Annotated in this window: 22 protein-coding genes, 1 other RNA gene and 1 riboswitch; of the genes, 17 read left to right on the top strand and 6 right to left on the bottom strand. The window is 52.8% G+C overall.

The features are described from left to right. Positions 1-44 precede the first annotated feature (44 nt). Entirely contained in the window at positions 45-1748 is a 1704-nt protein-coding gene (locus H8S80_RS16550) for a S8 family peptidase (RefSeq protein ID WP_117632585.1), read from the top strand. Here H8S80_RS16550 and H8S80_RS16545 read toward each other — a convergent pair. The 5 genes from H8S80_RS16545 to H8S80_RS16525 are packed head-to-tail and all read right to left on the bottom strand — an operon-like array spanning position 1693 to position 7509. Further along, positions 1693-3315 carry an STM4011 family radical SAM protein gene (locus tag H8S80_RS16545; RefSeq protein ID WP_117632586.1) on the bottom strand — a complete coding sequence of 541 codons (1623 nt, stop codon included), beginning with the start codon at positions 3313-3315 and terminating at the stop codon, positions 1693-1695. The two genes, H8S80_RS16550 and H8S80_RS16545, sit on opposite strands and share 56 nt — an antisense overlap. Beyond that, positions 3269-4618, bottom strand: a complete 1350-nt coding sequence (locus H8S80_RS16540; protein ID WP_117632587.1) for an STM4012 family radical SAM protein — start codon at positions 4616-4618, stop codon at positions 3269-3271. The genes H8S80_RS16545 and H8S80_RS16540 overlap by 47 nt, the downstream gene beginning before the upstream one ends. Before the next feature lie 19 nt (positions 4619-4637). Further along, positions 4638-5597 carry an STM4013/SEN3800 family hydrolase gene (locus tag H8S80_RS16535; protein ID WP_117632588.1) on the bottom strand — a complete coding sequence of 320 codons (960 nt, stop codon included), beginning with the start codon at positions 5595-5597 and terminating at the stop codon, positions 4638-4640. Next, positions 5594-6640: an STM4014 family protein gene (locus H8S80_RS16530; protein ID WP_320965783.1), complete on the bottom strand. Its 1047-nt coding sequence runs from the start codon at positions 6638-6640 to the stop codon at positions 5594-5596. The genes H8S80_RS16535 and H8S80_RS16530 overlap by 4 nt, the downstream gene beginning before the upstream one ends. 8 nt (positions 6641-6648) lie before the next feature. Next, positions 6649-7509: an STM4015 family protein gene (locus H8S80_RS16525; RefSeq protein WP_117632590.1), complete on the bottom strand. Its 861-nt coding sequence runs from the start codon at positions 7507-7509 to the stop codon at positions 6649-6651. 201 nt (positions 7510-7710) lie between these two features. Further along, positions 7711-7792: riboswitch (glycine riboswitch) on the top strand. Between the two features lie 218 nt (positions 7793-8010). On the opposite strand from H8S80_RS16525, the gene gcvT reads away from it, so the two are divergent. From gcvT to lpdA, 6 genes are read left to right on the top strand one after another with little or no spacing between them, the layout of a single operon-like run. Further along, a complete protein-coding gene (gcvT, locus tag H8S80_RS16520; protein WP_002603848.1) occupies positions 8011-9099 on the top strand; it encodes a glycine cleavage system aminomethyltransferase GcvT in 1089 nt (362 codons plus the stop codon). A gap of 42 nt (positions 9100-9141) precedes the next feature. Further along, on the top strand, positions 9142-9516 hold the full coding sequence (gene gcvH / locus H8S80_RS16515; protein ID WP_002603849.1) for a glycine cleavage system protein GcvH: 375 nt from the start codon (positions 9142-9144) through the stop codon (positions 9514-9516). 43 nt (positions 9517-9559) lie between these two features. Continuing rightward, a complete protein-coding gene (gcvPA, locus tag H8S80_RS16510; RefSeq protein ID WP_117632591.1) occupies positions 9560-10879 on the top strand; it encodes an aminomethyl-transferring glycine dehydrogenase subunit GcvPA in 1320 nt (439 codons plus the stop codon). Further along, positions 10876-12330 carry an aminomethyl-transferring glycine dehydrogenase subunit GcvPB gene (gene gcvPB, locus H8S80_RS16505; RefSeq protein WP_117632592.1) on the top strand — a complete coding sequence of 485 codons (1455 nt, stop codon included), beginning with the start codon at positions 10876-10878 and terminating at the stop codon, positions 12328-12330. The genes gcvPA and gcvPB overlap by 4 nt, the downstream gene beginning before the upstream one ends. Continuing rightward, entirely contained in the window at positions 12327-13322 is a 996-nt protein-coding gene (gene lplA / locus H8S80_RS16500) for a lipoate--protein ligase (protein ID WP_002603852.1), read from the top strand. Before gcvPB ends, lplA begins: the two co-directional genes overlap by 4 nt. A gap of 48 nt (positions 13323-13370) precedes the next feature. Then, the gene (gene lpdA / locus H8S80_RS16495; RefSeq protein WP_002603853.1) at positions 13371-14747 is read left to right on the top strand and encodes a dihydrolipoyl dehydrogenase; all 1377 of its coding nucleotides are present in this window, start codon (positions 13371-13373) and stop codon (positions 14745-14747) included. A gap of 76 nt (positions 14748-14823) precedes the next feature. On the opposite strand, the gene H8S80_RS16490 is transcribed toward lpdA, so the two are convergent. Next, the gene (locus H8S80_RS16490) at positions 14824-15348 is read right to left on the bottom strand and encodes a type III toxin-antitoxin system ToxN/AbiQ family toxin (protein WP_117632593.1); all 525 of its coding nucleotides are present in this window, start codon (positions 15346-15348) and stop codon (positions 14824-14826) included. Positions 15349-15918: 570 nt separating this feature from the next. Here H8S80_RS16490 and H8S80_RS16485 point away from each other — a divergent pair. The 10 genes from H8S80_RS16485 (at position 15919) to H8S80_RS16440 (ending at position 26331) form a co-directional block, all read left to right on the top strand. Next, positions 15919-16929: a deoxyguanosinetriphosphate triphosphohydrolase gene (locus H8S80_RS16485; RefSeq protein ID WP_002603855.1), complete on the top strand. Its 1011-nt coding sequence runs from the start codon at positions 15919-15921 to the stop codon at positions 16927-16929. A gap of 32 nt (positions 16930-16961) precedes the next feature. After that, positions 16962-18725 (top strand): DNA primase, encoded by a 1764-nt coding sequence (gene dnaG / locus H8S80_RS16480; protein ID WP_002603856.1) that lies wholly within the window; start codon positions 16962-16964, stop codon positions 18723-18725. Between the two features lie 39 nt (positions 18726-18764). Next, a complete protein-coding gene (gene rpoD / locus H8S80_RS16475) occupies positions 18765-19973 on the top strand; it encodes an RNA polymerase sigma factor RpoD (protein ID WP_002603857.1) in 1209 nt (402 codons plus the stop codon). A 16-nt stretch (positions 19974-19989) separates the two neighbouring features. Further along, positions 19990-20706 carry a tRNA (adenine(22)-N(1))-methyltransferase gene (locus H8S80_RS16470; RefSeq protein WP_117632594.1) on the top strand — a complete coding sequence of 239 codons (717 nt, stop codon included), beginning with the start codon at positions 19990-19992 and terminating at the stop codon, positions 20704-20706. After that, positions 20675-21484 (top strand): Nif3-like dinuclear metal center hexameric protein, encoded by an 810-nt coding sequence (locus H8S80_RS16465; RefSeq protein WP_117632595.1) that lies wholly within the window; start codon positions 20675-20677, stop codon positions 21482-21484. The genes H8S80_RS16470 and H8S80_RS16465 overlap by 32 nt, the downstream gene beginning before the upstream one ends. Before the next feature lie 22 nt (positions 21485-21506). Beyond that, the gene (locus tag H8S80_RS16460; protein WP_117632596.1) at positions 21507-23168 is read left to right on the top strand and encodes a nucleoside kinase; all 1662 of its coding nucleotides are present in this window, start codon (positions 21507-21509) and stop codon (positions 23166-23168) included. A 51-nt stretch (positions 23169-23219) separates the two neighbouring features. Next, a complete protein-coding gene (locus tag H8S80_RS16455) occupies positions 23220-24143 on the top strand; it encodes an AEC family transporter (RefSeq protein ID WP_117632597.1) in 924 nt (307 codons plus the stop codon). Between the two features lie 49 nt (positions 24144-24192). Next, positions 24193-24542, top strand: an RNA gene (gene rnpB / locus H8S80_RS16450) — RNase P RNA component class A. A 132-nt stretch (positions 24543-24674) separates the two neighbouring features. Continuing rightward, the gene (locus H8S80_RS16445) at positions 24675-25730 is read left to right on the top strand and encodes a lysylphosphatidylglycerol synthase transmembrane domain-containing protein (RefSeq protein ID WP_002603862.1); all 1056 of its coding nucleotides are present in this window, start codon (positions 24675-24677) and stop codon (positions 25728-25730) included. A gap of 151 nt (positions 25731-25881) precedes the next feature. Further along, the gene (locus H8S80_RS16440; protein WP_002603863.1) at positions 25882-26331 is read left to right on the top strand and encodes a LytTR family DNA-binding domain-containing protein; all 450 of its coding nucleotides are present in this window, start codon (positions 25882-25884) and stop codon (positions 26329-26331) included. The last annotated feature ends 1 nt before the right edge of the window (position 26332 follow it).

The following is a 26332-nucleotide window of genomic DNA, read 5'->3' as shown; positions in this document are numbered from 1 at the left end:
CCATGATGCGTATGATAGAGTAAAAGAATAACGCAGAGAAGCATATGCAGAATCAGAAGCTGGAAAACCTCTTAAACCTCTCTCTCAGTGCCACGACAGAGGAACGGGAAAAATCGGAGTCCCTGAATGTGGGGTATAACTCCGAGCTGAATACATGGGAACTGATCGTCAGGTATTCCGGGAGCCTGGCTGAGTTGACAGAACACGGGATCATTGTGGATGAGATGATCAACGAGTACGCCATTTTAACGGTGCCGGAGCCGGAGATCGACTATGTCAGCAGTCTGCCGCAGATCGATTTCATAGAAAAACCGAAGAGGCTGTACTTTGCCATTAACCAGGCGAAGGCAGCCTCCTGTATTAATCTGGTGCAGCGGGGGGAGTCGGACCTGTCCGGCAGAGGGGTCCTGGTGGCGGTCATCGATTCGGGAATCGATTATTACCACGATGATTTCCGAAAGGAGAACGGGGACACCCGCATCGTCATGCTCTGGGATCAGACGCTGGACCGGGTGTTTACAGAAGAGGAGATCAACGAGGCGCTGGCCGCAGGGAGCCGGGCGGGGGCAAGGGCGATCGTGCCCTCTGTGGATACGAGCGGCCACGGAACCGCAGTAGCGGCAATTGCAGCGGGCAACGGAAGAGAGAATAACGGCCAGTACCGGGGAATCGCGTATGAGAGTGATCTCCTGGTGGTAAAGCTGGGTGTGCCGAGAAGCGACAGCTTCCCGCGGACGACGGAACTGATGCGGGCGGTCAACTTTGTGGTGAGAGAAGCCGTGCGCCGGAGACAGCCGGTGGCGGTCAATTTAAGCTTCGGCAACACGTACGGTTCCCATGATGGAACGAGTCTCCTGGAAACGTTTCTGAATGATATTTCGAATTACGGAAAAGCGGTCTTCGTGGTGGGAACCGGTAATGAGGGGGTGGGAGACGGGCACAGCGCCGGCCAGCTGGTGATGAACCAGCCGCAGGAGGTGGAGCTGACGATCGGGTCGTATCAGACCAGCTTCAGCATCCAGCTGTGGAAGTCCTATACGGATATCTTTGATATCAGTCTGATTACGCCGTCCGGCGAGACCATCGGTCCGATCAGCAGCCGTCTGGGGCCGCAGACCATTTCCTTTGAAAACCTGACGATCCTGCTTTACTATGGTAAGCCGGGACCCTACAGTGTGGCGCAGGAGATTTATCTGGACTTCATTCCCAAAGCAAATTATGTGGAAGAGGGGCTCTGGAGAATCCGTCTGACGCCGCTGGAGATCGTGGAGGGAAACTTCGATTTCTGGCTGCCCTCTGCCAGCGTGCTGAGCCGTTCAACCCGTTTCTTAAGGCCTACACCGGAGACGACGCTGACCATCCCATCCACGGCGGCAGGGGTCATATCCGTAGGCGCCTATGACGACGCTTATCAGTCCTTTGCCGATTTTTCCGGCCGCGGTTTTACGCGAAAGACCAATCAGGTGAAGCCCGATCTGGCGGCTCCGGGAGTCGGAATCATCACGTCCAGGTCCGGGGGCGGCTACGAGTCCGTGACGGGAACCTCCTTTGCCACGCCGTTTGTCACGGGAAGCGCGGCGCTTCTGATGCAGTGGGGGATCGTGGACGGGAGGGACCCTTTCCTGTACGGCGAGAAAATAAAAGCCTATTTAAGGCGGGGAGCCAGGCATCTGCCCGGATATTCGCAGTGGCCTAATGCGGAGCTGGGGTATGGAACCTTATGTCTGTCGGAGAGCATTCCGTTATAAAATCGGCCTCTGCGGCAGCCTTCAGGGAACCTCCTTTTACAGCAATTCCATAACCGCAGGTACGAAACATGGCAATGTCTTCCTCGGAATCGCCGACAGCCGCCGTCTCACGGGGATCGATTCCCAGAAACGCACACAGTTCGCGGACCCCGCTCCCTTTGTCGGCCTCCCGGGAAACGATCTGAAGATTGCCGCACTCCGTGAAACAGCGGAACGCGCCGGGCGCCAGAAGTCCGGTGACCGCCTTCACCTCTTCCTGCCTCCAGCCGCGTTTCTGCGGTCTCGTGAGTGTAAGCTTATAAGGACGGCCTTCGTGTTCAAAGAGGCGGAGGCGAAAGCGGTAGCGGGAGTCGGACTGAAGCGCCGAGAACTGAGGGAGCCAGGGGGCGTCGAAGGTGTGGAAGATCTCATGCCGGTCGTCCCCTGAGTGGTCTTTCGCTGTACGATCTTTCCCTGCCTGATCATTTCCTGGCCGAAAGACCACATGCGCGCCTCCTGCAAAGACACCTCCTGATATATAGGGGAGTATGCTCCTGCATTTGGCGGCCGCCTCTTTCCAGGGCAGGGAGGTGGCCAGAAATAAGGACCTGGTCCGGGACTCGCGTTTGAAAAAGTCCATCCATTCCCCACTGATCCCCGGCTGGGGAAGGAGGCGGTCCTCCGCCCGGCCGTTTTTAGGAATAAGCGTTCCGTCCAGATCGAGAAACACTGCCCTGGGACTCCAGGGGATGCGAAAAAGAGGCCAGCGCCCGAATGCGGTCCGCTCCTCACAGTCCATCCGGCCGCCATAGGCCAGGTAGCAGGTACATGCCTTTTTCCTGCATGGAAGTGTCTCTGTCCCTCCCGTATCATACCAGTTTCCTTCCGGGGGAGCGGAGATGGTACAGCGCCTCATTCTGCCGTCAGACTCTACAAAAAGGCGTCCCGGACATTGCTCCGGCATCGCCTTTTTTACGTGCAGTTCGCGGTAAAACCAGGGATCGATCCTGAGAAATGCCTGCTGTTCTTCCTCTGTGTAGCGGCGGTTCAGCCCATCCATGCGGTTGATCCAGAGGCAGCATCCGCCGGGAAGTGCCTCCTTTAAGCGCCGAAGTGTTTCCAGGTTCTCCGGCACGCCAACTGCCCCCGCACAGACGCGGATTCCGGCAGACAGCAGTTTTCTGCACTGCTCTGCAAAGAGGGGCACGGTCGTCATCTCCGGATGAAAGGTGGCCCAGACGCGGAGTTTTTCTTTCCTGCCGCCGTTTTCCTTGAAGATGGTAAGCTGGCGATCGATATCAAAGCTTACGTTGGTCTGCGCACCAACGGCATCCATTGTCCCCATGCGGCTCAGCCGGGCAAGCCCCTCCCAGTAGTAATCGTGGATCAGCGCCTCCCCGTAAGGAACCACCATGACGGCTCCATACGGTTCCCCCTGCGTTTCCAGATGTCCGACAAACCGCATCCAGTCTTCCCTGTCCTTTAAAAGCTCAGACGGAGAAGAGGGCCGTTTGGCGAAGGGGCAGTAGGAACAGCCGTAATTACAGCTCTTTAAACTCCCTCTGTATTGGATCATGTTTCGTGCCATGATGAGCCTCCCATTGATTCATTTTATCCTGGACTTCCTTTGAAATGAGCATGGGGCCTAGATAATCGGACAGCCCCATCCCTTTTTCCGTCAGTGCAAGACAGTCCCCCTGCTCCTCAAGAAAGCCCTGCTCCGTCCACTCATGAAGAATTGGAAAATCAGCGGCTGCGTCACCATGAAACGCTTCCCGGTAAGCCGTGAGAGGAAGCCCGGGAAGAATGAGCAGATGGCGTATGACAAATCTTCGTTTCTGTTCCTCTTCCGACAGCAGAATCCCGTGGGTGACTGCGCAGAAATCCGTGGTCTCTTCGTATTGGACCAGCTGCTCTAAGCAGCTTTCTCTTGTGACGGCATAGGGAGTACAGGAATGGAGGTTTCCCAGATAGCTTCTGCCGCCGCATCCCAGTGACAGCGTGCTCCCAAAGCCGCAGTCTGAAAATTCCCTGCTGCCCCCGGGCGATTCCGGCCTGACGAACCGGCGCATGGAATCCTGACGGTAACCGTGCGAGGCAAGCCATTCCGCAGCCGCTTCATACTGGCGGAAGGCCAGGTCCTCATCCAGAACGAGGCCGCAGTTTAATTCCTGTTCCAGCGCCGCGCCGTGTTTTACGTACAGAGGATAGAGAAACAGCTCGTCAGGGCCGAAGGATACCGCTTCTTTTACCGAGGAGAGGAAGGAGGAGACGCTCTGTCCCGGCACGCCGTAGATGAAGTCCGCATTGACCCTGGAAAAACCGCTGTTCATCAAAAGATTCAGCGATTCTCTGGCCTTCTCTGCCCGGTGGCTCCTCTTAAGGACCTTCAGCTCCTCATCGAAAAAGCTTTGAATACCCATGCTGACTCTCGTGACACCGGCGTCCTTCAGCAGAGCAAGCTTTGGCTTCGCCGTCTGATTCGGCGCGGTCTCGATGATGATTTCCGCGTCCCGGGTAAGCCGTGTATAACGCCGTATCATGGCAAAGCACCGTTCCAGCTGCGCTTCCGTCAGCAGCAACGGGGTTCCGCCTCCGATCGTAAGGCCGGTAAAAAGGGAGTTTGCAGAGGCAAAAAGCGGCTCATACTGGCGAAGCTGCCGTTCCACGGTGTCTAAATACCGGTCTATGGCCGTCTCCCCCAGCCCCGTGACGGAGAATAAGTTGCAGTAACCGCATTTCGTCTCGCAGAAGGGGAGATGGAGGTAGAGATCATGCCCGGGACCAGCCAGATCAGGAAGATACTGATTCAGAGTAACTCCTTCCAGGGGACCGTAGGCCGTCTTATGGGGATAGCTGTACATATACTGCGTATATCGTTTCATATTCATGGGTGTCGAACTCCTGACCTTAAAGGGTAAAATGCTTATAGGGAACCGTGGTTACGGCCGGGTGATTGATGCCGTGAAACTGGCAGCCGTCTTCCCCGTAACACGTTCCATGATCGGAACAGCAGATTACAAAGGTGCTGCCCCGCACCGCCTTCCAGCGTTCAAACAGCCGGCCCAGCTGGCCATCCACATAACGCAGAGCTGCGCCATGGCTCTCAAGGCTGTCATGAACGGCGCCATCCAGATAAAAGTAATTGGGGTAATGGATAGCGTCGATGTTTAAGTAGAGAAAAACCGGAATGTCCCTGTCTGCTTTTTCGATCTTCTTTAAGAGAAAATCCACCTGATTGCCGGTGCTGTCCTTGACGGGACAGGCAAAGGAGGGATTCCAGTAGCTGCGGCGGAAATATCCGGGAAATACTCGGCCCAGGTCGGAGCGCTTGTCAAAAAATGCCACGCCGCCCACGCACCAGGTGTCGTAGCCGGCCTTCTCCAGCCCTTCCATGATGGTCGCCCCGGAAAATCCAAAGGCGCCGGCGGGCGCTCTCTTTCCCATACCCGCGTTTACCGGGAAGAAGAGAGGCTGCCGGTCCGCGATGCTTTTGGCATCATAAGGGCAGGGCAGAAATCCGGCGAACATGGCGTGGTGGGAGGGATAGGTGAAATTGCCGGGAGCCTGGCACTTCTCCCAGGGGCCATACCGGTTCAGTACCGGCGTCGTACCTTTTGCTTCCTCCTCCGCGGCCACATCGTAGCGCAGGGTGTCGAGGCAGATAAAAAGGATGTCATGGCTGCCTGCGATTTTATTCATATCGATATCCGGCTGCATGGCGTTCAGCGTCCGGCCAAATAAGCCGGCCGGGACCTCGCGCAGTGCTTCTTGGCACGTCACATTTTCGTGCATCAAATTATCATTTATCAAATCATCATTCATCGAATTATCATTCAATGAATCATCATGTATGGCATCATCGCTCATAAAGTACCTCCCTGCTCCAGCCATGCCTTCATCATCCTGACCTGGTGGCTGTAAATTTCATTCTTATCATAAATATCCTGGTAAAGCAGGTCGCCCTGTCCGTTCATCTCGATGATCCGTGGCTTTAAGCTGCCTTTTTCCAGGAGAATATCGATCCCGGCGCTGCGAAGGCCGGGGTAACAGCCGCAGGCCCTCCGGCAGAGCTCTTGTATGGTCGAAGTGACGTCTTCCGGCAGCGCCAGACGGGAGGCCTCCAGCGGGTGATTGTTTAAATGGAGATTGGTGACAGGCCCTTTCGACAGCCGTGCCAGCAGAAAATCGAGGGCTCCATCCTGGCAGACCGCCCTCAAGTCGTAGGAAAATCCCTGAAAGTCCGCCTTCGGGTACCACCGTTCCACAATACATCCGAGGGAGAGCAGACTGTCTAAAAAATCCAGGATTTCTGCAGGCTCCGTGATGGTGTGAAGTCTCTTCGTATTGATAAGCGGCGGTCGGAAAGAAGAGGAACGCTCCGGCTTTAATGCTGCCTGATCGGGTGCGGCGCAGGAGTAGGCGGCCATGCGTCCAGTCTTTGGCTGGAAGCGAAATGCCGTGACCCCGGCCGCGCCGGATCCGGATACCGGTTTGATAAAGACCGAAAATATCCGCATGTCCTTCATGCGGGAGAGAAGCGTTTCGCTGTCCCCGATGCCTTCTCCCAGGCTTTGGGTAACGGGAAGACCGGCCTCCTTTAATACCTGCTTGCATCCGGTCTTGTCGAGCAGCTCCATGACCGCACGAGGCGGATTTAGGAATTGGGAGACTGACACCTCCTTTTCCAATGCCTTCAAATCACTGCGGTAGGAGCCGACCAGATCATTGAGGCCGGAGAGATGGCCATCGGTCCAGACCGGGGGATCGATCTTTACAAACAGTTGGCTGTCAGCGGGAAAACCGCAGCGCTTCCAATCTTCCCACTCCAGAAACAGAAAGGGCAGTCCGTTTTGGCGGGCCGCCTTTTCAAAGTAGATGGTTCGCTTCGTGTCCCGGTTTCCCAGCAGCACCGCGGTTCTCATTCTGTCAGCATGGCGTTCATCCAGACCTCGCCGCGGTAGTTATCCGGTTTGTTCTGTTCGGACAGCTCCGTCTCGATCGGAAGCGCGGCCAGACGCTGCATCATCCCGGTGCTTAAGTAGTGGTAGTGGGCATCCAGCTTCTGGATATTGGGATGCGCGGGCAGCGCTTCAAGAAGAAGGGCGCCTCCCTTGTCAGACAGAGTCCCGCAGGACAAGTCCAGTGTGTGGATCTGGTCCATATAGCGGCACCCCAGTACGGTTTCCGTCATCTCATCCTGCATCTCACTGTCGACAATCCCTAAATACTCCAGTTTCGGAAAATCCATGGTGTCAAGCAGAGAACGGATGGTCTCACAGTCGCCCTCAAAGCCGTAACTATCGCTTCCTATGTAGAGAATCAGCTTTTTTAAGCCGGGCAGCCGCGCATTTTTCACGGACTCGATGACAGAATTCGGAAGTCCGCCGCAGATGATGGTGAGCGATTCCAGTTTCTCATGAGAGACAGCGCCCAGCTCCAGATCGGTGCTTCCCTTGATGGTCAGCTCCGTCAGCTCCGGAAGCGCCGCCCATAAGCCGCCATAGTTGCCCTGAATGATCCAGGATACCTCGCACTCCTCGAAATCCATGTCTCCGATAAAGAGGCTGCGGATATGGGAAAATTCTTTCGCGTGTGAAATAATTCCGTCGATGATTGGCTGGCAGCTTTCCTCCCAGCAATCGCCCCAGTTTCCTATGGAAAGCTCTGTCAGTCCGGAAAAATCAGGGTCGGCAAAAAGATCATCAATCAGAGTGTGGGCTCCCTTTGTCCCGTCTTCATATTCATCGTATTCGTAGCTGAAGATTTTGCTTTTGTTCATTTGCAGATGTCCCCTTTCGTTTCATGGCTTTATTTTAGCATAACCGGTGAGAGAAGTCATCCCCGGAATCGTCCAAAATCATATTTTCGGCAGCCATAGCAAAACGAAGACAGAGAAAGAAGAAATCGTAAAATATGCACAAAAATCGCTTGCGGCTCCCTGCCATACATGTTATACTTTACTCGTAAATTGAATATTCGGATGAAGAGTTCGGGAGAGACCGCCTTTACTGGCGGAGCCGAAGGTGAGAAAAACTCTCAGGCAAAAGGACCGGATTTGGACGAAACTCTGGAAAGGTGATGGACACCACCGACGAGGCAGCTTTCCAGCCGTATGTTCCTCAGACCGGACACAGCAGCCGTGGACTGGATCAGAAAAGGAACGGCGACGGCTGAAGGTAATCTTTCAGGTACGAAGACGGGGCATATGACAATTCTTATTTCTTGTTGTATGTCTTTTTTATGTCCAAAATTTAACGATCTTGATTGGAGGTAGGGAAACATGGAATGTAAGACAACTTTATATGATACTCATGTAAAGTACGGGGGAAAGATGGTGCCGTTTGCCGGATTTCTTCTGCCGGTGCAGTACGGGACCGGAGTGATCGCGGAGCACATGGCGGTGAGGACGGCCTGCGGCCTGTTTGACGTGTCCCATATGGGGGAGATCCTGTGTGAGGGCGAAGCGGCGCTCGACAATTTAAACCATCTGCTGACCAATGATTTTACCAGCATGGTGGACGGCCAGGCCAGATACAGCCCCATGTGCAATGAGGAGGGCGGCGTGGTGGATGACCTGATCGTTTACAAGATCAGAGACAATCACTATTTTATCGTGGTGAACGCATCCAACAAAGACAAGGACTTCGCATGGATGATGGCCCATAAGCTTCCCGGCGCCGAACTGAAGGATATATCGGCGGGAGTCGGCCAGCTGGCGCTTCAGGGGCCGAAGGCGGAAGAGATTCTGCTAAAACTGACAGACAAAGAGAACCTGCCGGTAAAATATTACACCTGCCTTGCAGACCGTCCGGTGGCGGGAATCCGCTGCATCGTATCGAAGACCGGCTATACCGGGGAAGACGGATACGAGCTCTACATGGATGCCGGGAAGGCGCCGGAGCTTTTTGAGGCACTGATGGAGGCGGGAAAAGAGGAAGGTCTGATTCCCTGCGGACTGGGAGCCAGAGACACGCTGAGACTGGAAGCGGCCATGCCTTTATACGGCCACGAGATGGATGACACCATCACTCCGCTGGAGACGGGACTCTCCTTTGCGGTGAAGATGAAGAAGGAAGACTTTATCGGAAAAGCGGCCATCGAGGCAAAGGGAGAACCTACACGGGTGAGAGTCGGCTTAAAGGTGACCGGCCGGGGCATTATCCGGGAACATGAGACCGTCTATGCGAATGGGGAAGAGATCGGCATCACCACATCAGGAACCCACGTTCCTTACTTAAAATGCCCGGTTGCCATGGCTTTGGTAAAGAAAGAGTATGCTGTGCCCGGTACGAAGGCAGAGGCGGACGTAAGAGGACGCCGGATTGAAGCAGAGGTAGTTCCGCTTCCTTTCTACAAAAGAACGAAATAGATATTCCACGAAAATATAAATTATAATATGGAGGAAAAAACAATGACATATCCAGAAAATTTAAAGTATGCAAAATCTCACGAATGGGTCGAATTTTTAGAGGACGGTTCAGCCAGAATCGGTATGACAGACTATGCGCAGGATCAGATGGGAGATCTCGTATTCGTTAATCTTCCGGAGCCGGAGGATGAGGTGACGGCAGGCGAGGCGTTCGGCGATGTGGAGTCCGTAAAGGCAGTTTCCGATGTCTATTCCCCGATCACCGGCGTGGTTGCGGAAATCAACGAAGACTTGCTGGACAGTCCGGAAAGCATCAATTCCGATCCGTACGGGGCCTGGATGATCCGTGTATCCGATATTGGGGATCAGGAAGAGCTGATGAGCGCGGGGGAATACGAGGAGTTCGTCAAAGAATAAGAACGTTAGATGCAGCTGTAATAGGGCAAAAAGGAGAATGCAAATGGGGTCTTACTTATCCAGTACCGATCATCAGCAGAAGGCGATGCTCGATGAAATCGGTTATAAAGATTACGATGATCTGTTCGGCTGTGTGCCGGATTCAGTGAAGTTAAAGGGGCGGCTCTCCATCCCGGAGGGCAAATCAGAGCTTGAGCTGCGCAGGCAGATGGAGTCTTTGGCGGGAAAAAACCGCGTGTTTGACCATGTGTTCCGCGGAGCGGGGGCGTACCGCCACTACATACCGGCCATAGTTAAGGAGGTGGTCTCCAAAGAGGAGTTTGTTACCGCCTATACGCCGTATCAGGCGGAGATCAGCCAGGGAAATTTACAGGCTATCTTCGAGTACCAGACCATGATCTGTGAACTGACCGGCATGGACGCGGCCAACGCGTCGGTCTACGATGGGGCTTCAGCCGCCGCGGAGAGCGTATTCATGTGCCGGGAACGGAAGAGAGTCAGAGTCCTGGCGGCGGACACGGCTAACCCGGATGTGCTGGCGGCGATGGAGACGTACTGCCACGGCAGAGGCGCCCACGTGGAACTGGTTCCTTCAAAGGACGGAAGCGTCGATTTAGAGGCGCTTAAGGAGATGCTTGATGGGACGACGGCCTGTTTCTATGTACAGCAGCCCAATTACTACGGGATTCTGGAGGATGTTACGGCCATGGCGGAACTGGTTCACGAAGCCGGAGCCAAGCTGATCGCCGGCTGTAATCCCATCTCCATGGCGGTTTTACAGACTCCGGCCGAATGCGGTGCCGATATCGCGGTGGGAGAGGGACAGCCGCTGGGGCTTCCGATGGCATTTGGCGGTCCTTACCTGGGATTTATGGCGACCACGCGGGATATGATGAGGAAGCTGCCCGGACGTATCGTGGGGGAAACGGTTGATTCCGACGGAAAGAGGGGCTTTGTCCTGACGCTTCAGGCGAGAGAACAGCACATCCGCCGGGAAAAAGCCAGCAGCAACATCTGTTCCAACCAGGCGCTCTGCGCGCTGACGGCCTCGGTCTATTTATCGGCCATGGGGCCGGAGGGACTTCGGGAGGCGGCGCTCCAGTGCACCTCGAAAGCCCATTATTTGAGAGAAAAGCTAAGAGCAGCCGGTTTAAGTCCGGTCTATGACAAGCCATTTTTCCACGAGTTCGTGACAGACTGCCCGGCAGATACAGCGCGGCTGTCCGCCAAGCTGGAGGAAGAAGGTTACTTAGGCGGTCTGCCTCTGCCAGGCGGACGCATGCTCTGGTGTACCACGGAGATGAATACGAAGGAGGAGATGGACCGTCTGGCCGATCTCGTAAAGGAGGTGTGCTGCGCATGAAACTGATATTTGAACGAAGTGTAAACGGGCGTCACTGCCAGATTCTGCCGCCATCCGACGTGCCTTACGTGATGCCGGAGTGCACGAGAGCGCTTCCGCTGCGCCTTCCCGAGGTATCTGAAAATGACATAAGCCGCCATTATACGGAGCTGGCCAAAGCGACCCACGGTGTCAACGACGGCTGTTATCCCCTGGGTTCCTGCACCATGAAATACAATCCAAAGATCAATGATGAGATCGCCGGACTCCCCGGATTTACAGGAATTCATCCGCTGCAGCCGGAATCCACCGTTCAGGGCGCCTTAGAGGTCCTGAAGACTTCGGAGGAAATATTCTGTGAGATAACAGGAATGGACAGCATGACGTTCCAGCCGGCGGCCGGCGCCCACGGCGAATTCACGGGACTTCTGCTGATTCGTGCCTGGCACGAGAGCCGCGGGGATGAGAAACGGACGAAGATCATTGTTCCGGATTCCGCCCATGGGACGAATCCGGCCAGTGCAACCATGGCCGGCTACAAGGTAATCAATATTCCATCCACAGCCGACGGACTTGTGGATTTAGAGAAGCTTCGGGAGGCTGTCGGAGAAGACACGGCAGGTCTCATGCTGACGAATCCCAATACAGTGGGACTCTTTGATCCCAACATCCTGGAGATCACAAAGATCGTCCACGATGCAGGCGGCCTCTGCTATTACGACGGAGCGAACTTAAATGCGGTTATGGGAATCACACGGCCGGGAGACATGGGCTTCGACGTGGTTCATTTGAATCTGCACAAGACCTTTTCCACGCCTCACGGCGGCGGCGGACCCGGAAGCGGTCCGGTGGGCTGCAAGCGTTTCCTGGAACCGTTCCTGCCGGGACAGAAGGTGGTGGAACGGGACGGCGTGCTTCGCATGGAGCCCTATGAAAAATCCATCGGCATGGTTAAAGAATTCTACGGAAACTTCCTGGTGGTGGTGAAGGCGCTCTCTTACGTGCTGACGCTGGGCCCCGACGGCATTGCCGACGCCTGTAAAAACGCGGTGTTAAATGCCAATTACGTCAGGGTAAAGCTGTCAGACTATTACCATATGCCGTTTAAACAGACGTGCATGCATGAGTTCGTCATGAGTCTGGAGCAGGAAAAGGAAGAGATGGACGTGACGGCCATGGATATCGCCAAGGCCCTTTTAGATCATGGAATCCATCCGCCGACCATGTACTTCCCGCTGATTGTCCACGAGGCCCTGATGGTGGAGCCGACGGAGACGGAATCAAAGGAGAACTTAGATGAACTGATCGCCGTGTTCCACGAGATCTATGAGACGGCGAAGCGTGATCCCGAATATATCCGGAGCTCCCCCCACATCACCATGGTGAAGCGCCTGGATGAAGTAAATGCGGCCCGGAATCCGAAGCTGCATTACGCATTCGGGGAGGAAAGCGCAGAGGGGGAAGAGGCGTGATCCGCCGACTGACCCTGGCCCTGGGGCCGGGGTCATACCCCTATCCCAATTTCGGCATGGAGGAGTATTTGCTTTACCATGTGGAAGAAGAGGAATGCATTCTCTACCTGTGGCAGAATGAGAAAACCGTGGTCATAGGCAGGAATCAGAACGCATGGAAGGAGTGCCGCAGAGAGGAACTGGAGGCCGCCGGAGGTCATCTGGTGAGACGGCTGTCGGGAGGCGGCGCCGTGTTCCACGACCTGGGCAATTTAAATTTTACCTTCATCACAAGAAAAGATAACTACGATGTCACAAAACAGACGGAGGTTATCCTAAGGGCGGTCAAAAAGCTGGGTGTAAACGCAGAACGGACCGGCCGCAATGATATCACAGTGGATGGCCGCAAGTTTTCCGGCAACGCGTACTACGAGACCGGGGACTTCTGCTATCATCACGGGACCATTCTGCTCTCCGTGGACAAAGAAGAAATGGCCCGCTATCTAAACGTTTCCAGGGAAAAACTGAGATCCAAAAGCGTGGATTCCGTCAAAAGCCGTGTGGCCAATTTAATCGAATTCGTACCGGATCTGACGGTTAGACGCATGAGAGACAGCCTGGAGGAAAGCTTCGGCGAGGTCTACGGCCTTCCCGCAGGCCCATTTCCTCCGGAACGGCTTTGCGAAGACGAGGTAAGAGCGCGGACGGAGAGGTTTGCCTCCTGGGAGTGGAAATACGGCAGGAAGATCCCGTTCAGCGATGAAGCCGCCGCCCGTTTTACCTGGGGGGAGGCCCAGGTGCTGGTCCATGTGGAAGAGGGGCGTGTCCAGGAAGGAAAGATCTGGTCCGACGCCCTGGATACGGACTTTATCAAAGCCGTGGAAGACATTCTGACCGGCATGATCTGGAACAGAAAGGCAGCGGCAGACCGTTTTGCAGCCCTGTCCTGCGGCACTCCGGTTCAGGAGGCGATGCGGCAGGATTTACAGGATTTGGTCTGCGATATGATGTAGTGCTGTGCCGTCGATTCGCAGACGCGCCTGAGAGAACAGGAGGATTGGATGGAAAAACATTATGATCTCGTCGTAATCGGCGCGGGGCCGGGCGGCTATATGACGGCCCTTTACGCGTCGAAGGCGGGAAAAAGAACGGCCGTGATCGAACGGTCCCATGTGGGAGGCACCTGTTTAAACTGCGGATGCATTCCTACGAAAACGTATCTCCACACCACCGGCCTTTACCGGGAGGTGAAGAAGACAGAGGCCGCCGGCCTCCATACGGAAGGCCTGCGGGTATCCATGGAGGAACTGAAGAAACGCAAAGACGCCGTGGTGGAAGAATTGCGCGCCGGCATCGAGAAGCAGCTGGCCGCCGCAAAGGTCGATCTATACCGGGGTACCGGCGTAGTGTGCGGAGAACATTTAGTGAAAGTGATGCCGGGTGAGGAAGAAGTAACCGCAGATTATATTCTGCTGGCAGCAGGCTCCGAGCCTTCATCCCTTCCCATTCCGGGCATGGACTTACCGGGCGTGAAAAACAGCACCCAGATGCTGGAGGAGGAGTGTGTTCCGGACCGTCTCGTGATCATTGGCGGCGGAGTCATCGGAATGGAGTTTGCTACTGTCTATAACGACCTGGGATGTCAGGTCACGGTACTGGAAGCCATGGATAAGATCCTGCCCGGCATGGACAAGGAGATTTCCCAGAATTTAAAGATGATTATGAAAAAACGCGGCGTAGATATTCATACCGGAGCTACGGTTTCCTCCGTCGAAAAGATGGGAGACGGAACGTATCTCTGCCGCTATACGGAAAAAGAAAAAAACTGTGAAGCCCCGGCCGCGCTGATTCTGTCAGCCGTCGGCCGCCGTCCCTTAAGCCGCGGTCTGTTCTCGGAAGACATGCAGGAGCGCATCGAAATGGAGCGGGGCCGAGTCCTGGTAAACGAGCGCTATGAAACCTCGGTACCCGGCATTTACGCCATTGGAGACCTCATCGGAGGCGTCTGTCTTGCCCACGTGGCTGCGGCAGAGGGCTGTCAGGCAGCTTCCGCCATGTTCCCGGAGCTGAAGGGAAAGGATATGACCGTCATTCCATCCTGCGTATACACCGATCCGGAGATCGCCTGCGCAGGCCTCACCGCCGACGAGGCAAAGGCCGCCGGCATCGATACCGCCACAGGAAAATACATCATGTCCGTAAATGGAAAGTCTGTCCTGTCCATGCAGGACCGTGGCTTCTTAAAAATAGTTTCCGAAAAGGAGACCGGCCGTATCCTGGGCGCCCAGCTGATGTGCGCCAGGGCAACCGATATGATCGGCGAACTGGAACTGGCCATTTCAAAGCGCTTGACGGCCGAAGATCTGGCGGCCGTCATCATGCCCCATCCAACCTTCTGTGAAGGGATCGGAGAGGCTGCAGAATCAATATTGATGTAATATGAAGTACAGGCAGAGTTATCATTACACAATCCCCACAGTTTATGGTGAAACTGTGGGGATTTTAAGATTCATATTACTTTTCTGATATGTATTTTTGGGCTGAGTTCTCCAGTTCTTTAAAATTTAAACATCTTCTGGACAAAGGAGCATCAGGATATTTATATTTTAGATTATAGATATACTGAGCCTTTGAAGATAAGTCTAAAGAATTTATTACATGTAATTCTCTGTCTAATAAATCTATATATTTACTTTTTTCTTCTTCTGATTGAAAAGTCCTGTATGTATCTATTTTTCTTTTTTCAAATAAGGAAAATTCGGACTTTGGAATAGGAAACATATAATTTAAATTGATGACTGCGATCAATCTGTTTGAAATTGCAGGATCATAAATTTTATAAAAATCTTTTTGTTGTTTCATATTTTTATGTCTTGACTGGGCATGTGATATTTGTGTGATATAATACAAATTGTTCTTTTCAAACAATATGCAAAAAAATGGTTTATATCTGTCATCACCATAATCCGTTCTGGGAATTCTGCTTTCACTATTTCTTAAATAGTCTAAATACGATTCATTTACATTGATCCATTTCATCTTTTGTGTTCTCCAATTAAAAAAGAACCGGTATCAAGTACCGGCTCTTTTTAATACGATTTTGATAGGCTTCGTAACCGCTATTAATACAGTGTTTGGCAGGCTCTGTAACCACTATTAATACGATTTTGGCAGGCTTCGTAACCAACTGCTTTATAGAATACAATAAATATTCTATGTAAATATTATATAATAATTCCCTGCAAAATACAAGCGAAACATTAGAAAAATAAACTTTAAAATTGTGTTTTTTATATAATATTATATGCTTTATTGCAGTTTTTGGCTACTGCGTTTATATGCGGCCTGATTCCTGTATCGGAACAGAGCAGTATCCGTTTACCATAGGAACAGAACGGGAAACAGAAGCCGCTCGAACGGGGAGCTGCTGCTCAGATGTCTTTGTGAAGTGAAGAACTTTAAATAGAGGGTATTAAAGTTACTGAAAATATGATATAATGTAACATAACTTTGGGTATTTATTTAGAAGAACAAATGTAACCCCTTTCCTCTTTGCAGATGGAAGGCGGAATCGACAAAAACAAGTAAAAAACAGGAAGGATGTGACACATGAATATCAGGGAATCCACGGAATCCTGGGAAGCAGAAGCTTTAAGCCCTTACGCCTCACTCAGCAGGAATTCGAGAGGAAGGGAAAGGGAGGAAGAACCGTGTGATATACGGCCCGTCTATCAGCGTGACCGGGACCGGATTATCCACTGTAAGACATTTCGCAGGCTGAAGCATAAGACACAGGTATTTCTGGCGCCGGAAGGCGACCACTACCGGACGCGCCTTACCCATACCCTGGAAGTATCTCAGATTGCAAGGACCATTGCCAGGGCGCTGCGCATGAACGAGGATCTGACGGAGGCCATCGCGCTGGGGCACGATCTCGGGCATACGCCCTTCGGCCATTCAGGGGAAGCGGTCCTGAACAAGATCTGTTCGGAAGGATTTGCCCACTACCGGCAGAGCGTTCGGGTTGTGGAGGTCCTGGAAAAGAATGGAAGAGGCCTTAATCTAACCTGGGAAGTGCGCGACGGCATCTTAAACCACAGAACGAGCGGAAGCCCATCGACGCTGGAAGGAAAGATTGTACGGCTTTCCGATAAGATCGCCTACATCAATCACGATATCGATGATGCGATCCGTGCCAGGATGTTTGTGGAGGAAGATCTGCCGGAGTGCTATACGGAGGTTCTCGGGCACAGCGTGCGGGAACGTCTGAATAACCTGATCCATGATATTATCCGAAACAGCTATGAGAAGCCGGAGATTATCATGTCCCCCCACATGGAGGAAGCCATGCAGGGGCTTCGCACCTGGATGTTTGAGAACGTATACCGGAGCGACGTACCCAAGGCGGAGGAAGGAAAGGCGCAGCATCTCATTGTGATGCTGTTTAACTATTATATGGAGCATACGGATAAGCTCCCGGCGGAATACCACTATCTGATGGATGTACGCCACGAAAACCGTGAACGCGTGGTATGCGATTACATAGCGGGGATGAGCGACAGCTACGCCATCGACAAGTTCGAGGAGCTGTTCGTCCCAAAGGCCTGGAAGGATATCTGACAGTTAAGGGAATCAGGGAGGTGTGAAATATCATGCGATATCCGGAAGAAGTAGTAGAAGAAGTCAGAATGAAAAACGATATCGTGGATGTGATTTCAGGTTACGTGAAGCTGCAGAAGAAGGGGAGCAACTACTTTGGACTCTGCCCGTTTCACAATGAGAAATCACCTTCCTTTTCCGTGTCGCCCTCCAAACAGATGTATTACTGTTTTGGCTGCGGCGCCGGAGGCAATGTGATTACGTTTGTGATGGAATATGAGAATTATTCCTTTATGGAAGCGCTTCAGATGCTGGCCGACAGGGCCGGCGTGGCGCTCCCGAAGCAGGAGTACAGCAAGGAAGCAAAAGAGGCCGCGGATCTGCGGACGGCCCTGCTGGAGATTAACCGCATGGCGGCAAATTATTACTATTTTCAGCTCACGAATCCGCAGGGCGAGGTGGGTTACCGGTATTTGAGGGACAGGCAGCTGGCCGACGATACCATACGCCACTTCGGACTCGGCTTTGCCAATAAGACCAGTGACGATCTGTACCGGTATTTAAGGGCAAAGGGATACGACGACAAGATTTTAAAGGAGACAGGTCTGGTCACCATCGAGGAGCGCGGAGCCCATGACAAGTTCTGGAACCGTGTTATGTTCCCCATCATGGATGTGAACAACCGTGTCATCGGTTTCGGCGGCCGTGTGATGGGCGCAGGGGAACCGAAATACTTAAACTCTCCGGAGACGAAGCTGTTCGATAAGAGCCGGAATCTCTACGGCCTCAACTATGCAAGACTTTCCAGGGAAAAATACATATTAATCTGCGAAGGCTATATGGATGTCATCGCCATGCACCAGGCCGGCTTCACCAATGCGGTGGCGTCGCTGGGAACGGCCTTTACGACGCAGCATGCGGCGCTGTTAAAACGCTATACGGATAAGGTGGTTTTAACGTACGACAGCGACGGAGCGGGAACGAAGGCGGCCCTGAGGGCGATTCCGATTCTGCGCGACGTGGGCATGTCCATCCGGGTGCTGAACATGCAGCCGCATAAAGACCCCGACGAGTTCATCAAGAACATGGGGGCCGAAGCGTTCCGTGAACGGATCGAGCAGGCGAGAAACAGCTTTTTATTTGAAATCGACGTTTTAAAGAGAAACTACGAGATGGATGACCCCGAACAGAAGACCGAGTTCTATAACCAGGTGGCGAAGAAGCTCTGTGAGTTTCCGGAGGCCCTGGAGCGGGAGAACTATTTAGAGGCCGTGTCCCGGGAATTTTTCATCAATTACGAAGATTTAAAACGTCTGGTAAACCGCATGGGAGCGAGACTGGGTCCGGTGGCTCCGCGGGAGGAAGAAGAGAATACTGCAGGAAAGAAGAAAAAGGACAGGGAAGACGGAAGAAATCAGTCCCAGAGGCTTCTCCTCACATGGCTGATCGAGAATCCGTTCCTGTTTGACAAGATAGAGGGAATCATCACTCCCGATGATTTTATTGAAGATCTGTACCATCAGGTAGCCAAGATGGTATTTGACGGACACGCCGCCGGGAATTTGAATCCGGCAGAAATCCTGAATCATTTTATTAACGATGAAGAACAGTACCGGGTGGTTGCGGGACTTTTTAATGCGAGCCTGAAAGAATCCCTGGATAATGAAGAACAGAAGAAGGCATTTTCAGAAACGATCATGAAGGTGAAAAAGAACAGCCTCGATTATGCCAGCCGCAACGCAGCGGGGATCGAGGAGCTGCAGAGAATCATAAAGGAGCAGGCGGCGCTGAAAGATCTGCATATTTCACTGGATTAGGGTGAACACTATAGGCAAGCTGTGGAAGGATGGAAGAACATGGGCGAGAATGTTAAGAGAACGGCAGAGAAGCTGTCATCATCAAAGAAGGTGGACGAGGCCAGGGAGGCAGAACTGAGGGCCGCAGAAGAACTGGCTGCATTTGAGGAAAAGTTAAATCAGCTGCTTCTGCTGGCGAAAAAGAAAAAGAATGTTCTGGAAAATCAGGAAGTGCTCGACTTCTTTACTGGCACTACGCTGGATGCAGACCGGCTGGACCAGATCTATGATTTCCTGGAAACGAATAAAGTGGACGTTCTTCAGATCAATGAAGACGAGGACCTGGAGCTGGATCCCGATTTGTTTATCGAGGAAGAACTGGAGGAAGAGGAAGAAATCGATATGGAGCACATCGATCTCTCTGTTCCGGAGGGCGTCAGCGTTGAGGACCCTGTCCGCATGTATTTAAAGGAGATCGGCAAGGTTCCGCTTTTATCCAGTGATGATGAGATTGAACTGGCCAAGAAGATTGAACTTGGAGATGAACTGGCCAAGGAGAAGCTGACGGAAGCCAACTTAAGGCTGGTCGTCAGCATTGCCAAACGGTATGTGGGACGCGGCATGCAGTTCCTTGATCTGATTCAGGAGGGGAATTTAGGGCTCATCAAGGCGGTGGAAAAGTTCGATTACAGGAAGGGCTATAAATTCAGTACTTATGCGACCTGGTGGATTCGTCAGGCGATCACGCGTGCGATTGCAGACCAGGCCCGTACCATCCGGATTCCCGTTCATATGGTGGAAACCATTAACCGTCTCGTGCGGGTTTCAAGGCAGCTTTTGCAGGAGCTGGGCAGGGAACCGTCGCCGGAAGAGGTTGCTTTGAAAGTGGACATGCCGGTGGAACGGGTGCGGGAGATCATGAAGGTATCCCAGGAGCCAGTATCCTTAGAGACGCCGATCGGTGAAGAGGAAGACAGCCATTTGGGTGACTTTATTCAGGACGATCAGGTGGCGGTTCCGGCGGACGCGGCTACCTTTACCATGCTTCACGAGCAGCTTATGGAGGTCCTTGACACCCTGACAGAGAGGGAGCAGAAGGTGCTTCGCCTGCGGTTCGGCCTCGACGACGGAAGACCGAGGACGCTGGAAGAGGTGGGCAGGGAGTTCAATGTGACGAGAGAGCGAATCCGTCAGATCGAGGCCAAGGCCCTGCGGAAGCTCCGCCACCCAAGCCGGAGCAAAAAGCTGAAAGATTATTTAGACGACTGATATTGGAGCTGTATATATGAAATTATCAAAACGGTTAGAAACAGTTGCTTCCTTTGTTCCCAAAGGAAGCAACATTGCTGATATAGGGACGGACCACGGTTACGTTCCCATTTACTTAGTCAGGGAAGGTCAGGCGGAGCACGCGGTAGCCATGGATGTGAGAAAAGGCCCGCTGGAACGCGCCAGAGCCCACGTGGAGGAGGCTGGACTCGGAAGCCGAATCGATGTGCGCTTAAGCGACGGCCTGGCTGGGCTTGAAACAGGGGAAGCGGACTGCGTCGTGATTGCGGGTATGGGCGGGGAACTGATCATACATATTCTGGAAGAAGGGCGGGATCTGTGGGAGACCATCGGATACTGGGTCCTTTCCCCGCAGTCGGAACTCGATAAAGTGCGCCGTTTCCTGGAAAAAGAGTCATTTTCCATTGTTCGGGAGACTATGATGAAGGAAGATGGAAAATACTATACGGTGATGGGGGTGACACGGGACGGTATTTCCTGGGATTATACCTCCGAGCCGCATTACCTGTACGGAGGACGGCTGATCCGGCAGAAGAGTCCCGTTCTTGCAGAATTTCTTAAGAAGGAACAGGAACAGCTGGAACAGATTCTGGATACACTGAAGGACAGCGACACGCCGGCGGCCTTCAAGCGCCGCGGGGAGATGGAAGCCATGCTGGCCTGGAACAAGGAGGCACAAGATGAAATGCTTGGAACTGATACAGAAGCTTGAGACACTGGCGCCGTCTGGCTGCGCCTGTGATTGGGATAATGTGGGCCTGCTCGTCGGATGGAAGGAGCAGGAGATTCACAGAATCTTAATCGCACTGGATGCCACAGATGAGGTGGTGGAGGAAGCCATTCGAATGCGGGCCGATCTTCTGCTCACACACCACCCGCTTATTTTTAAACCGCTAAAAAAGGTCAGTGATGATGATTTCATTGCCCTCAGGGTGATGAGTTTAATCCAGTACAATGTGAATTATTACGCCATGCACACCAATTTCGACGCGGCTCCCGGCTGTATGGCGGATATTGCCGCCCAACGGCTGGGTCTTATGGAACCGGACGTTCTGGAGGTGATGGGCACCATGGAGATCGACGGAAAGCCTGTTCCATATGGTATCGGCAAGGTGGGAGCGCTTCCTTATGCGATGACATTAAAGGAACTGGCCCTGTTCGTCAAGGAGCGGTTCGGTCTGCCGTTTATTACCGTTTACGGGGAACACGCGGTGAAGGAGACGGTAACGCGTGTGGCGATTGCTCCCGGCTCCGGAAAGAGCTCCATTGCCTACGCGGAAAAGGCCGGCGCCGAAGTCCTGATCACAGGCGATATCGGGCATCATGAAGGCATCGATGCGGCGGCCAATCATCTGGCAATTCTGGATGCCGGACACTATGGACTGGAGCATCTGTTTATCGGATTTATGGCGGATTACCTGGAAAGGGAGTATGGAGACAGCCTTGAGATCCACAAAACAGCGGCGGCATTTCCTGCAGCCGTGCTCTAATACTGCAGCAAGGAGGTATCAGATGGCATTAGTAACAATCGGTGATGTAACAAAAGAATATCCGAACGGGACGACGTACTTGGAGATTGCGGAGGAATATCAGCCGCAGTACGAGGACGACATTCTGCTTGTGCGGATTAACGGTAAGCTTCGGGAGCTTCATAAAAAGGTAAAGTTTGACTGCAGGCTGGAATTTTTCACAGGAAGGGACCAGCCGGGAATCCAGACGTACCACAGAAGCGCTACATTCCTGTTGCTGAAAGCATTTTACGACGTGGTGGGAGCGGAGAAGATCGAGAAGGTCACAGTGGATTTTTCCCTCGGAAAAGGCTACTATATGGAACCGCATGGAAGTTTTACGCTGACAGAAGAGCTGATTGACCGCGTGAAGGCCCGGATGCATGAGTACGTGGAAGAGAAGATTCCCATCATGAAGCGGAGCGAGAATACAGACGATGCGATTGAACTGTTTCACAGACACCGTATGTATGATAAGGAACGGCTGTTCCGCTACCGCCGCGTCTCCCGCGTCAACATCTACAGCATCGGCGGTTTCGAAGATTACTACTACGGCTATATGGTACAGAATACCGGCTATATCAAGTATTTTGATCTGGTTTTATATGACGATGGCTTTATGCTGATGCTCCCTCAGAAGGAGAATCCCAAGGAGGTTCCCACGTTTGAGGCGGAGAAGAAACAGAAGCTTTTCCAGGTGTTAAAGGAAAGTGTGAAATGGGGCGAGCGCCTGAACGTCTCCCATGTCGGGGAACTGAACGAGGTAATCGCGAAGGGAGACATAAGCCGGCTGATCCTGATTCAGGAGGCTCTCCAGGAAAAGAAGATTGCGGAGATCGCGGAGAAGGTCACGTATGAACGGGATAAAAAGTTCGTCATGATCGCAGGCCCGTCATCTTCCGGAAAGACCTCCTTTTCCCACCGGCTGTCCATCCAGCTGAAGGCACAGGGGATGATCCCCCATCCGATCGGCGTGGATGATTACTTTGTCAACCGGGCAGACAGTCCTAAGAATCCGGATGGAAGCTATAACTATGAGGTGCTGGAGTGCCTCGATGTAGAACAGTTTAATAAGGATATGATGGCCCTTCTGGCCGGAGATACTGTCGAGATGCCGCGCTATAATTTCAAGACAGGGATGCGGGAATACCACGGAGACATGTTAAAGCTGGGCAGAGACGACATCCTGGTAATCGAGGGAATCCACTGCTTAAATGACCGGCTGTCCTATTCCCTTCCGGCGGAAAGCAAATTCCGCATTTACGTCAGTGCGCTGACGCAGCTCAACGTTGACGAGCATAACCGGATTCCCACCACGGACTGCCGCCTGCTGCGGCGTATGGTCCGGGATGCCAGGACGAGAGGCGCATCTGCTCAGGATACGATCCGTATGTGGCCGACGGTGAGACATGGGGAAGAGCAGTATATCTTCCCGTTCCAGGAGTCCGCCGACATGATGTTTAACTCCGCCACGGTATATGAGCTGGCGGTTTTAAAGCAGTATGCAGAACCGCTTCTGTTTGGAATCCCCAGGGATTCGGAAGAGTATATGGAAGCCAAACGTCTGCTTAAGTTCCTGGATTACTTCCTGGGCGTAAACAGCGAGACTATTCCCAATAACTCGATTATACGGGAATTTATCGGAGGAAGCTGCTTCCGTGTATGACAGCAGCCCCCGAATACAAAAGAAAATGGATTGTAAAGTGAGGAAGTAAACGTGGAACTGGCTGTTATTACTGCGGAAAAGATAAGCGTCATGTTTGTCATGGCACTTATTGGGATGATTTGTTACCGGATTGGTCTGATAAGCGGACACACCAATGAGAAGCTATCGGATATTCTCCTTCTATTGGTGTCGCCGCTGCTTATTTTTACATCCTATCAGCAGGCCTTCGATCCGGAGAAGCTAAACGGGCTGCTGACCGCGTTCTTTATGGCGGCGGTCAGCCACGCAGTGGCCATCACGATCACGTCCTTTCTGGTGAAAAAGGGAAGAACGGACTGGGAGGTCGAACGGATATCCTCGATCTACTCCAACTGCGGTTTTATGGGGATTCCATTGGTGAGCGCACTTTTCGGAGCCGACGGCGTTTTCTATGTGACCGCCTACATAACGGTGTTCAACGTTCTGGTATGGACCCACGGAGTCATCCTGATGACCGGGAAACAGGATTTTAAATCATTTTTGACGGCCCTTCGATCGCCCTGCATCGTGGCAGTGGTGGTGGGGCTGTTCTGTTACCTTGCGCGCATCCGGTTTCCCGCGGTTATTCTGGAGCCGCTTACAGCGATTGCCGATATGAATACGCCGTTGGCCATGCTGGTAGCTGGTGTCTCCATCGCAGGAAGCGATATCCGCGCCCTGCTCATGAAGGTGCAGATCTATTACGTCTGTGCGATCCGTCTGCTCGTCATACCGGTCGCGGTCCTTCTGGTGCTGAAGGCTTTCCGGCTCGACGATATGGTCACGACGGTAGTTGTTCTGGCCACATCCTGTCCAACTGCCACCACCGGTACACTTTTCGCCCTGAAATTCCACCGGAATTCCGGTTACGCCTCTGAGATATTCGGTTTGGCCACGGCAAGCTCCATCGTGACGATTCCGGTTATGATGCTTTTGTGCGGTTTGATAAGGATATAGAGAACTGGTCTTTACAAAATCCAAAATCTATGGTAAACTAACAACGTTTTGAGTAAGACAAATGGCCGCAGCTGTAATGCCGAAAGGCTGCAGATGAGGAAAGTCCGGGCTTCACAGGGCAGGATGCCAGATAACGTCTGGCGGAGGCGACTCCAGGGAAAGTGCAACAGAAATATACCGCACCGGCATGCCGGTGTAAGGGTGGAAAGGTGGTGTAAGAGACCACCGCTCTCCTGGTAACAGGAGGGGTCCATGTAAACCCCATTCGAAGCAAGACCGAACAGAGAGCATAAGGCGGCCCGCCTGCTTTCGGGTAGGTTGCTTGAGCCTGCCGGCGACGGCAGGCCTAGATAGATGGCCATTCAACGACATAACCCGGCTTATCGTCTTACTCAAAATATGAATGAAAAAGCCCTCTGCCATGCGGGCCTGCATTCCGTTTTTGCAGGTCCATGCGGCAGAAGGCTTTTTTATTTCACAGGATTTTAATATTTAAGGTTTATAATAGCATTCAGTAAATCCTGGAAGGTTGTGACAATATTGAAACAAAAGAGAATGCATAAGAGGCAGATGCTGATCTGTCTGGCGGTTTTGGCGGTGCTGTCCTGGATGACGTTTCACATTCTGTTCAAGGACCACTCGCCGGAGGCGCTGTACGAAGTTTTTTCCAGGGCAGACTGGAGATTTGTGGGGCTTGGCGTGGCCTGTATGGCCGTCTATCTGATCTGTGAGGCGGAAAGCATCAGGACCCTGATGGGGGCGTTTCAGACGAAGGTTCCGTTTCTTCGGTCGGCCGGGTATTCGTTCGCTGATTTTTATTTCAGCGCGATCACCCCGTCTGCAACCGGGGGACAGCCCATGCAGCTTTACTATATGACGCGGGACGGCTTTGGCTTTGCCCAGAGTTCCTTTTCCCTCCTTACGCTGGCCGCGGTATACCAGCTGATGGTTCTGGTGTACGGCGTGGTCATGGTAATCGTGAAGTATCCGTATGTGCAGAGCCAGAGCCGTCTGATCAAGTGGCTGCTCCTATTCGGCATCGCAGTGAACGGTATCTGTTCCCTTGGCATCCTGCTGGTGATTCTAAAGAGGGCGCTGGTGGAGCGCATTGCAATGATTGGCATTACGATTGCGGTGAAATTGAGAATCATTAAGGACAGAAAGAAGATGGAGCGGAAGGCGGAGCACCTGATTGACGAGTACAGCAGGGGCGGCGAATGCTTTCGCAAGTATCCGCTGGTCTTCGTGAAAGTGGTAATTTTGACGGCGCTGAGGCTGACGGCGCTGTTTATGATCCCGTATTTTGCCTGTCTGGCTCTTGGGATCGGAGATGTGGGGCCGTTTGAGTTTCTGGCGGTCCAGGCAATTCTAAGCCTGGCGGTAACCGCGGTTCCGCTGCCGGGATCAGTCGGCGCATCGGAGGGCAGCTTCATGCTTTTATACAGCGGCATGGTGGCGGCAGGCAATGTATTTCCCATGATGATGCTGAGCAGGGGAATCAGTTTTTACGGCTTTCTGGCCGTCAGCGGCGCGGCGACCCTGATCCTTCAGTTCTGGAAGGCGGGATACACAAAAGAAAATACATAATCCATACAGTTGGCTGGGACAGGCTCCGGCCAGCTGCATTTTTTTGTGTAATAGAAAAACGCATCTTACAGACGAAAAAATACCACTTACCGCGTTTGGTGAGACAAATCCGAAGGGGTGGTATACAATGACATCAGAAGGGAGGAAGAATATGAAAATTATCATCGAACCGGGAGACATGGAAGAGCCGGAGGTCATCATACGCGGACGAAGCGGAAGCGAGGAAGTCAGGCAGCTGCTGGAGCTTTTAGGCGGCGCGGGAGGTATTTCCCAGATACCGCTGTATGCAGAAGAGAAGGAATACTTTTTCAGGCCGGAGGAGATCAGTTATTTTCTCACGGAAGGCGGAAAAGTCAGTGCATATCTGGAATCCGGAGTCTATGAGGCAAAAGGAAGGCTCTATGAGCTGGCCCGGCAGCTTCGCCACAGGGGATTTATTCAGATCAGCAAAAGTACCGTGATCAACGCAGCTATGGTCGCTTTTGTGGAGGTGGAGTTCAGCGGGAATTACACCGCATTTTTGAAAGATGGAAAGACAAAGCTGCTCATTTCCAGAAACTACATGAAGGATTTTAGAAAATATATTATGGAAGGAAGATAAT

Source organism: Hungatella sp. L36 (assembly GCF_014288035.1).
This window is presented reverse-complemented; position numbering and strand designations above follow the sequence as displayed.

Bases quoted from the DNA above. Each gene is read 5' to 3' on its own strand.
- gcvH (WP_002603849.1), top strand. From the start codon at position 9,142: ATGACATATCCAGAAAATTTAAAGTATGCAAAATCTCACGAATGGGTC.
- H8S80_RS16460 (WP_117632596.1), top strand. From the start codon at position 21,507: ATGGCATTAGTAACAATCGGTGATGTAACAAAAGAATATCCGAACGGG.
- dnaG (WP_002603856.1), top strand. From the start codon at position 16,962: ATGCGATATCCGGAAGAAGTAGTAGAAGAAGTCAGAATGAAAAACGAT.
- H8S80_RS16545 (WP_117632586.1), bottom strand. From the start codon at position 3,315: ATGGCACGAAACATGATCCAATACAGAGGGAGTTTAAAGAGCTGTAAT.
- gcvPA (WP_117632591.1), top strand. From the start codon at position 9,560: ATGGGGTCTTACTTATCCAGTACCGATCATCAGCAGAAGGCGATGCTC.
- H8S80_RS16525 (WP_117632590.1), bottom strand. From the start codon at position 7,509: ATGAACAAAAGCAAAATCTTCAGCTACGAATACGATGAATATGAAGAC.
- H8S80_RS16440 (WP_002603863.1), top strand. From the start codon at position 25,882: ATGAAAATTATCATCGAACCGGGAGACATGGAAGAGCCGGAGGTCATC.
- H8S80_RS16490 (WP_117632593.1), bottom strand. From the start codon at position 15,348: ATGAAATGGATCAATGTAAATGAATCGTATTTAGACTATTTAAGAAAT.
- lpdA (WP_002603853.1), top strand. From the start codon at position 13,371: ATGGAAAAACATTATGATCTCGTCGTAATCGGCGCGGGGCCGGGCGGC.
- gcvT (WP_002603848.1), top strand. From the start codon at position 8,011: ATGGAATGTAAGACAACTTTATATGATACTCATGTAAAGTACGGGGGA.
- rpoD (WP_002603857.1), top strand. From the start codon at position 18,765: ATGGGCGAGAATGTTAAGAGAACGGCAGAGAAGCTGTCATCATCAAAG.
- H8S80_RS16540 (WP_117632587.1), bottom strand. From the start codon at position 4,618: ATGAATATGAAACGATATACGCAGTATATGTACAGCTATCCCCATAAG.
- H8S80_RS16550 (WP_117632585.1), top strand. From the start codon at position 45: ATGCAGAATCAGAAGCTGGAAAACCTCTTAAACCTCTCTCTCAGTGCC.
- H8S80_RS16485 (WP_002603855.1), top strand. From the start codon at position 15,919: ATGAATATCAGGGAATCCACGGAATCCTGGGAAGCAGAAGCTTTAAGC.
- gcvPB (WP_117632592.1), top strand. From the start codon at position 10,876: ATGAAACTGATATTTGAACGAAGTGTAAACGGGCGTCACTGCCAGATT.
- H8S80_RS16465 (WP_117632595.1), top strand. From the start codon at position 20,675: ATGAAATGCTTGGAACTGATACAGAAGCTTGAGACACTGGCGCCGTCT.
- H8S80_RS16535 (WP_117632588.1), bottom strand. From the start codon at position 5,597: ATGAGCGATGATGCCATACATGATGATTCATTGAATGATAATTCGATG.
- H8S80_RS16470 (WP_117632594.1), top strand. From the start codon at position 19,990: ATGAAATTATCAAAACGGTTAGAAACAGTTGCTTCCTTTGTTCCCAAA.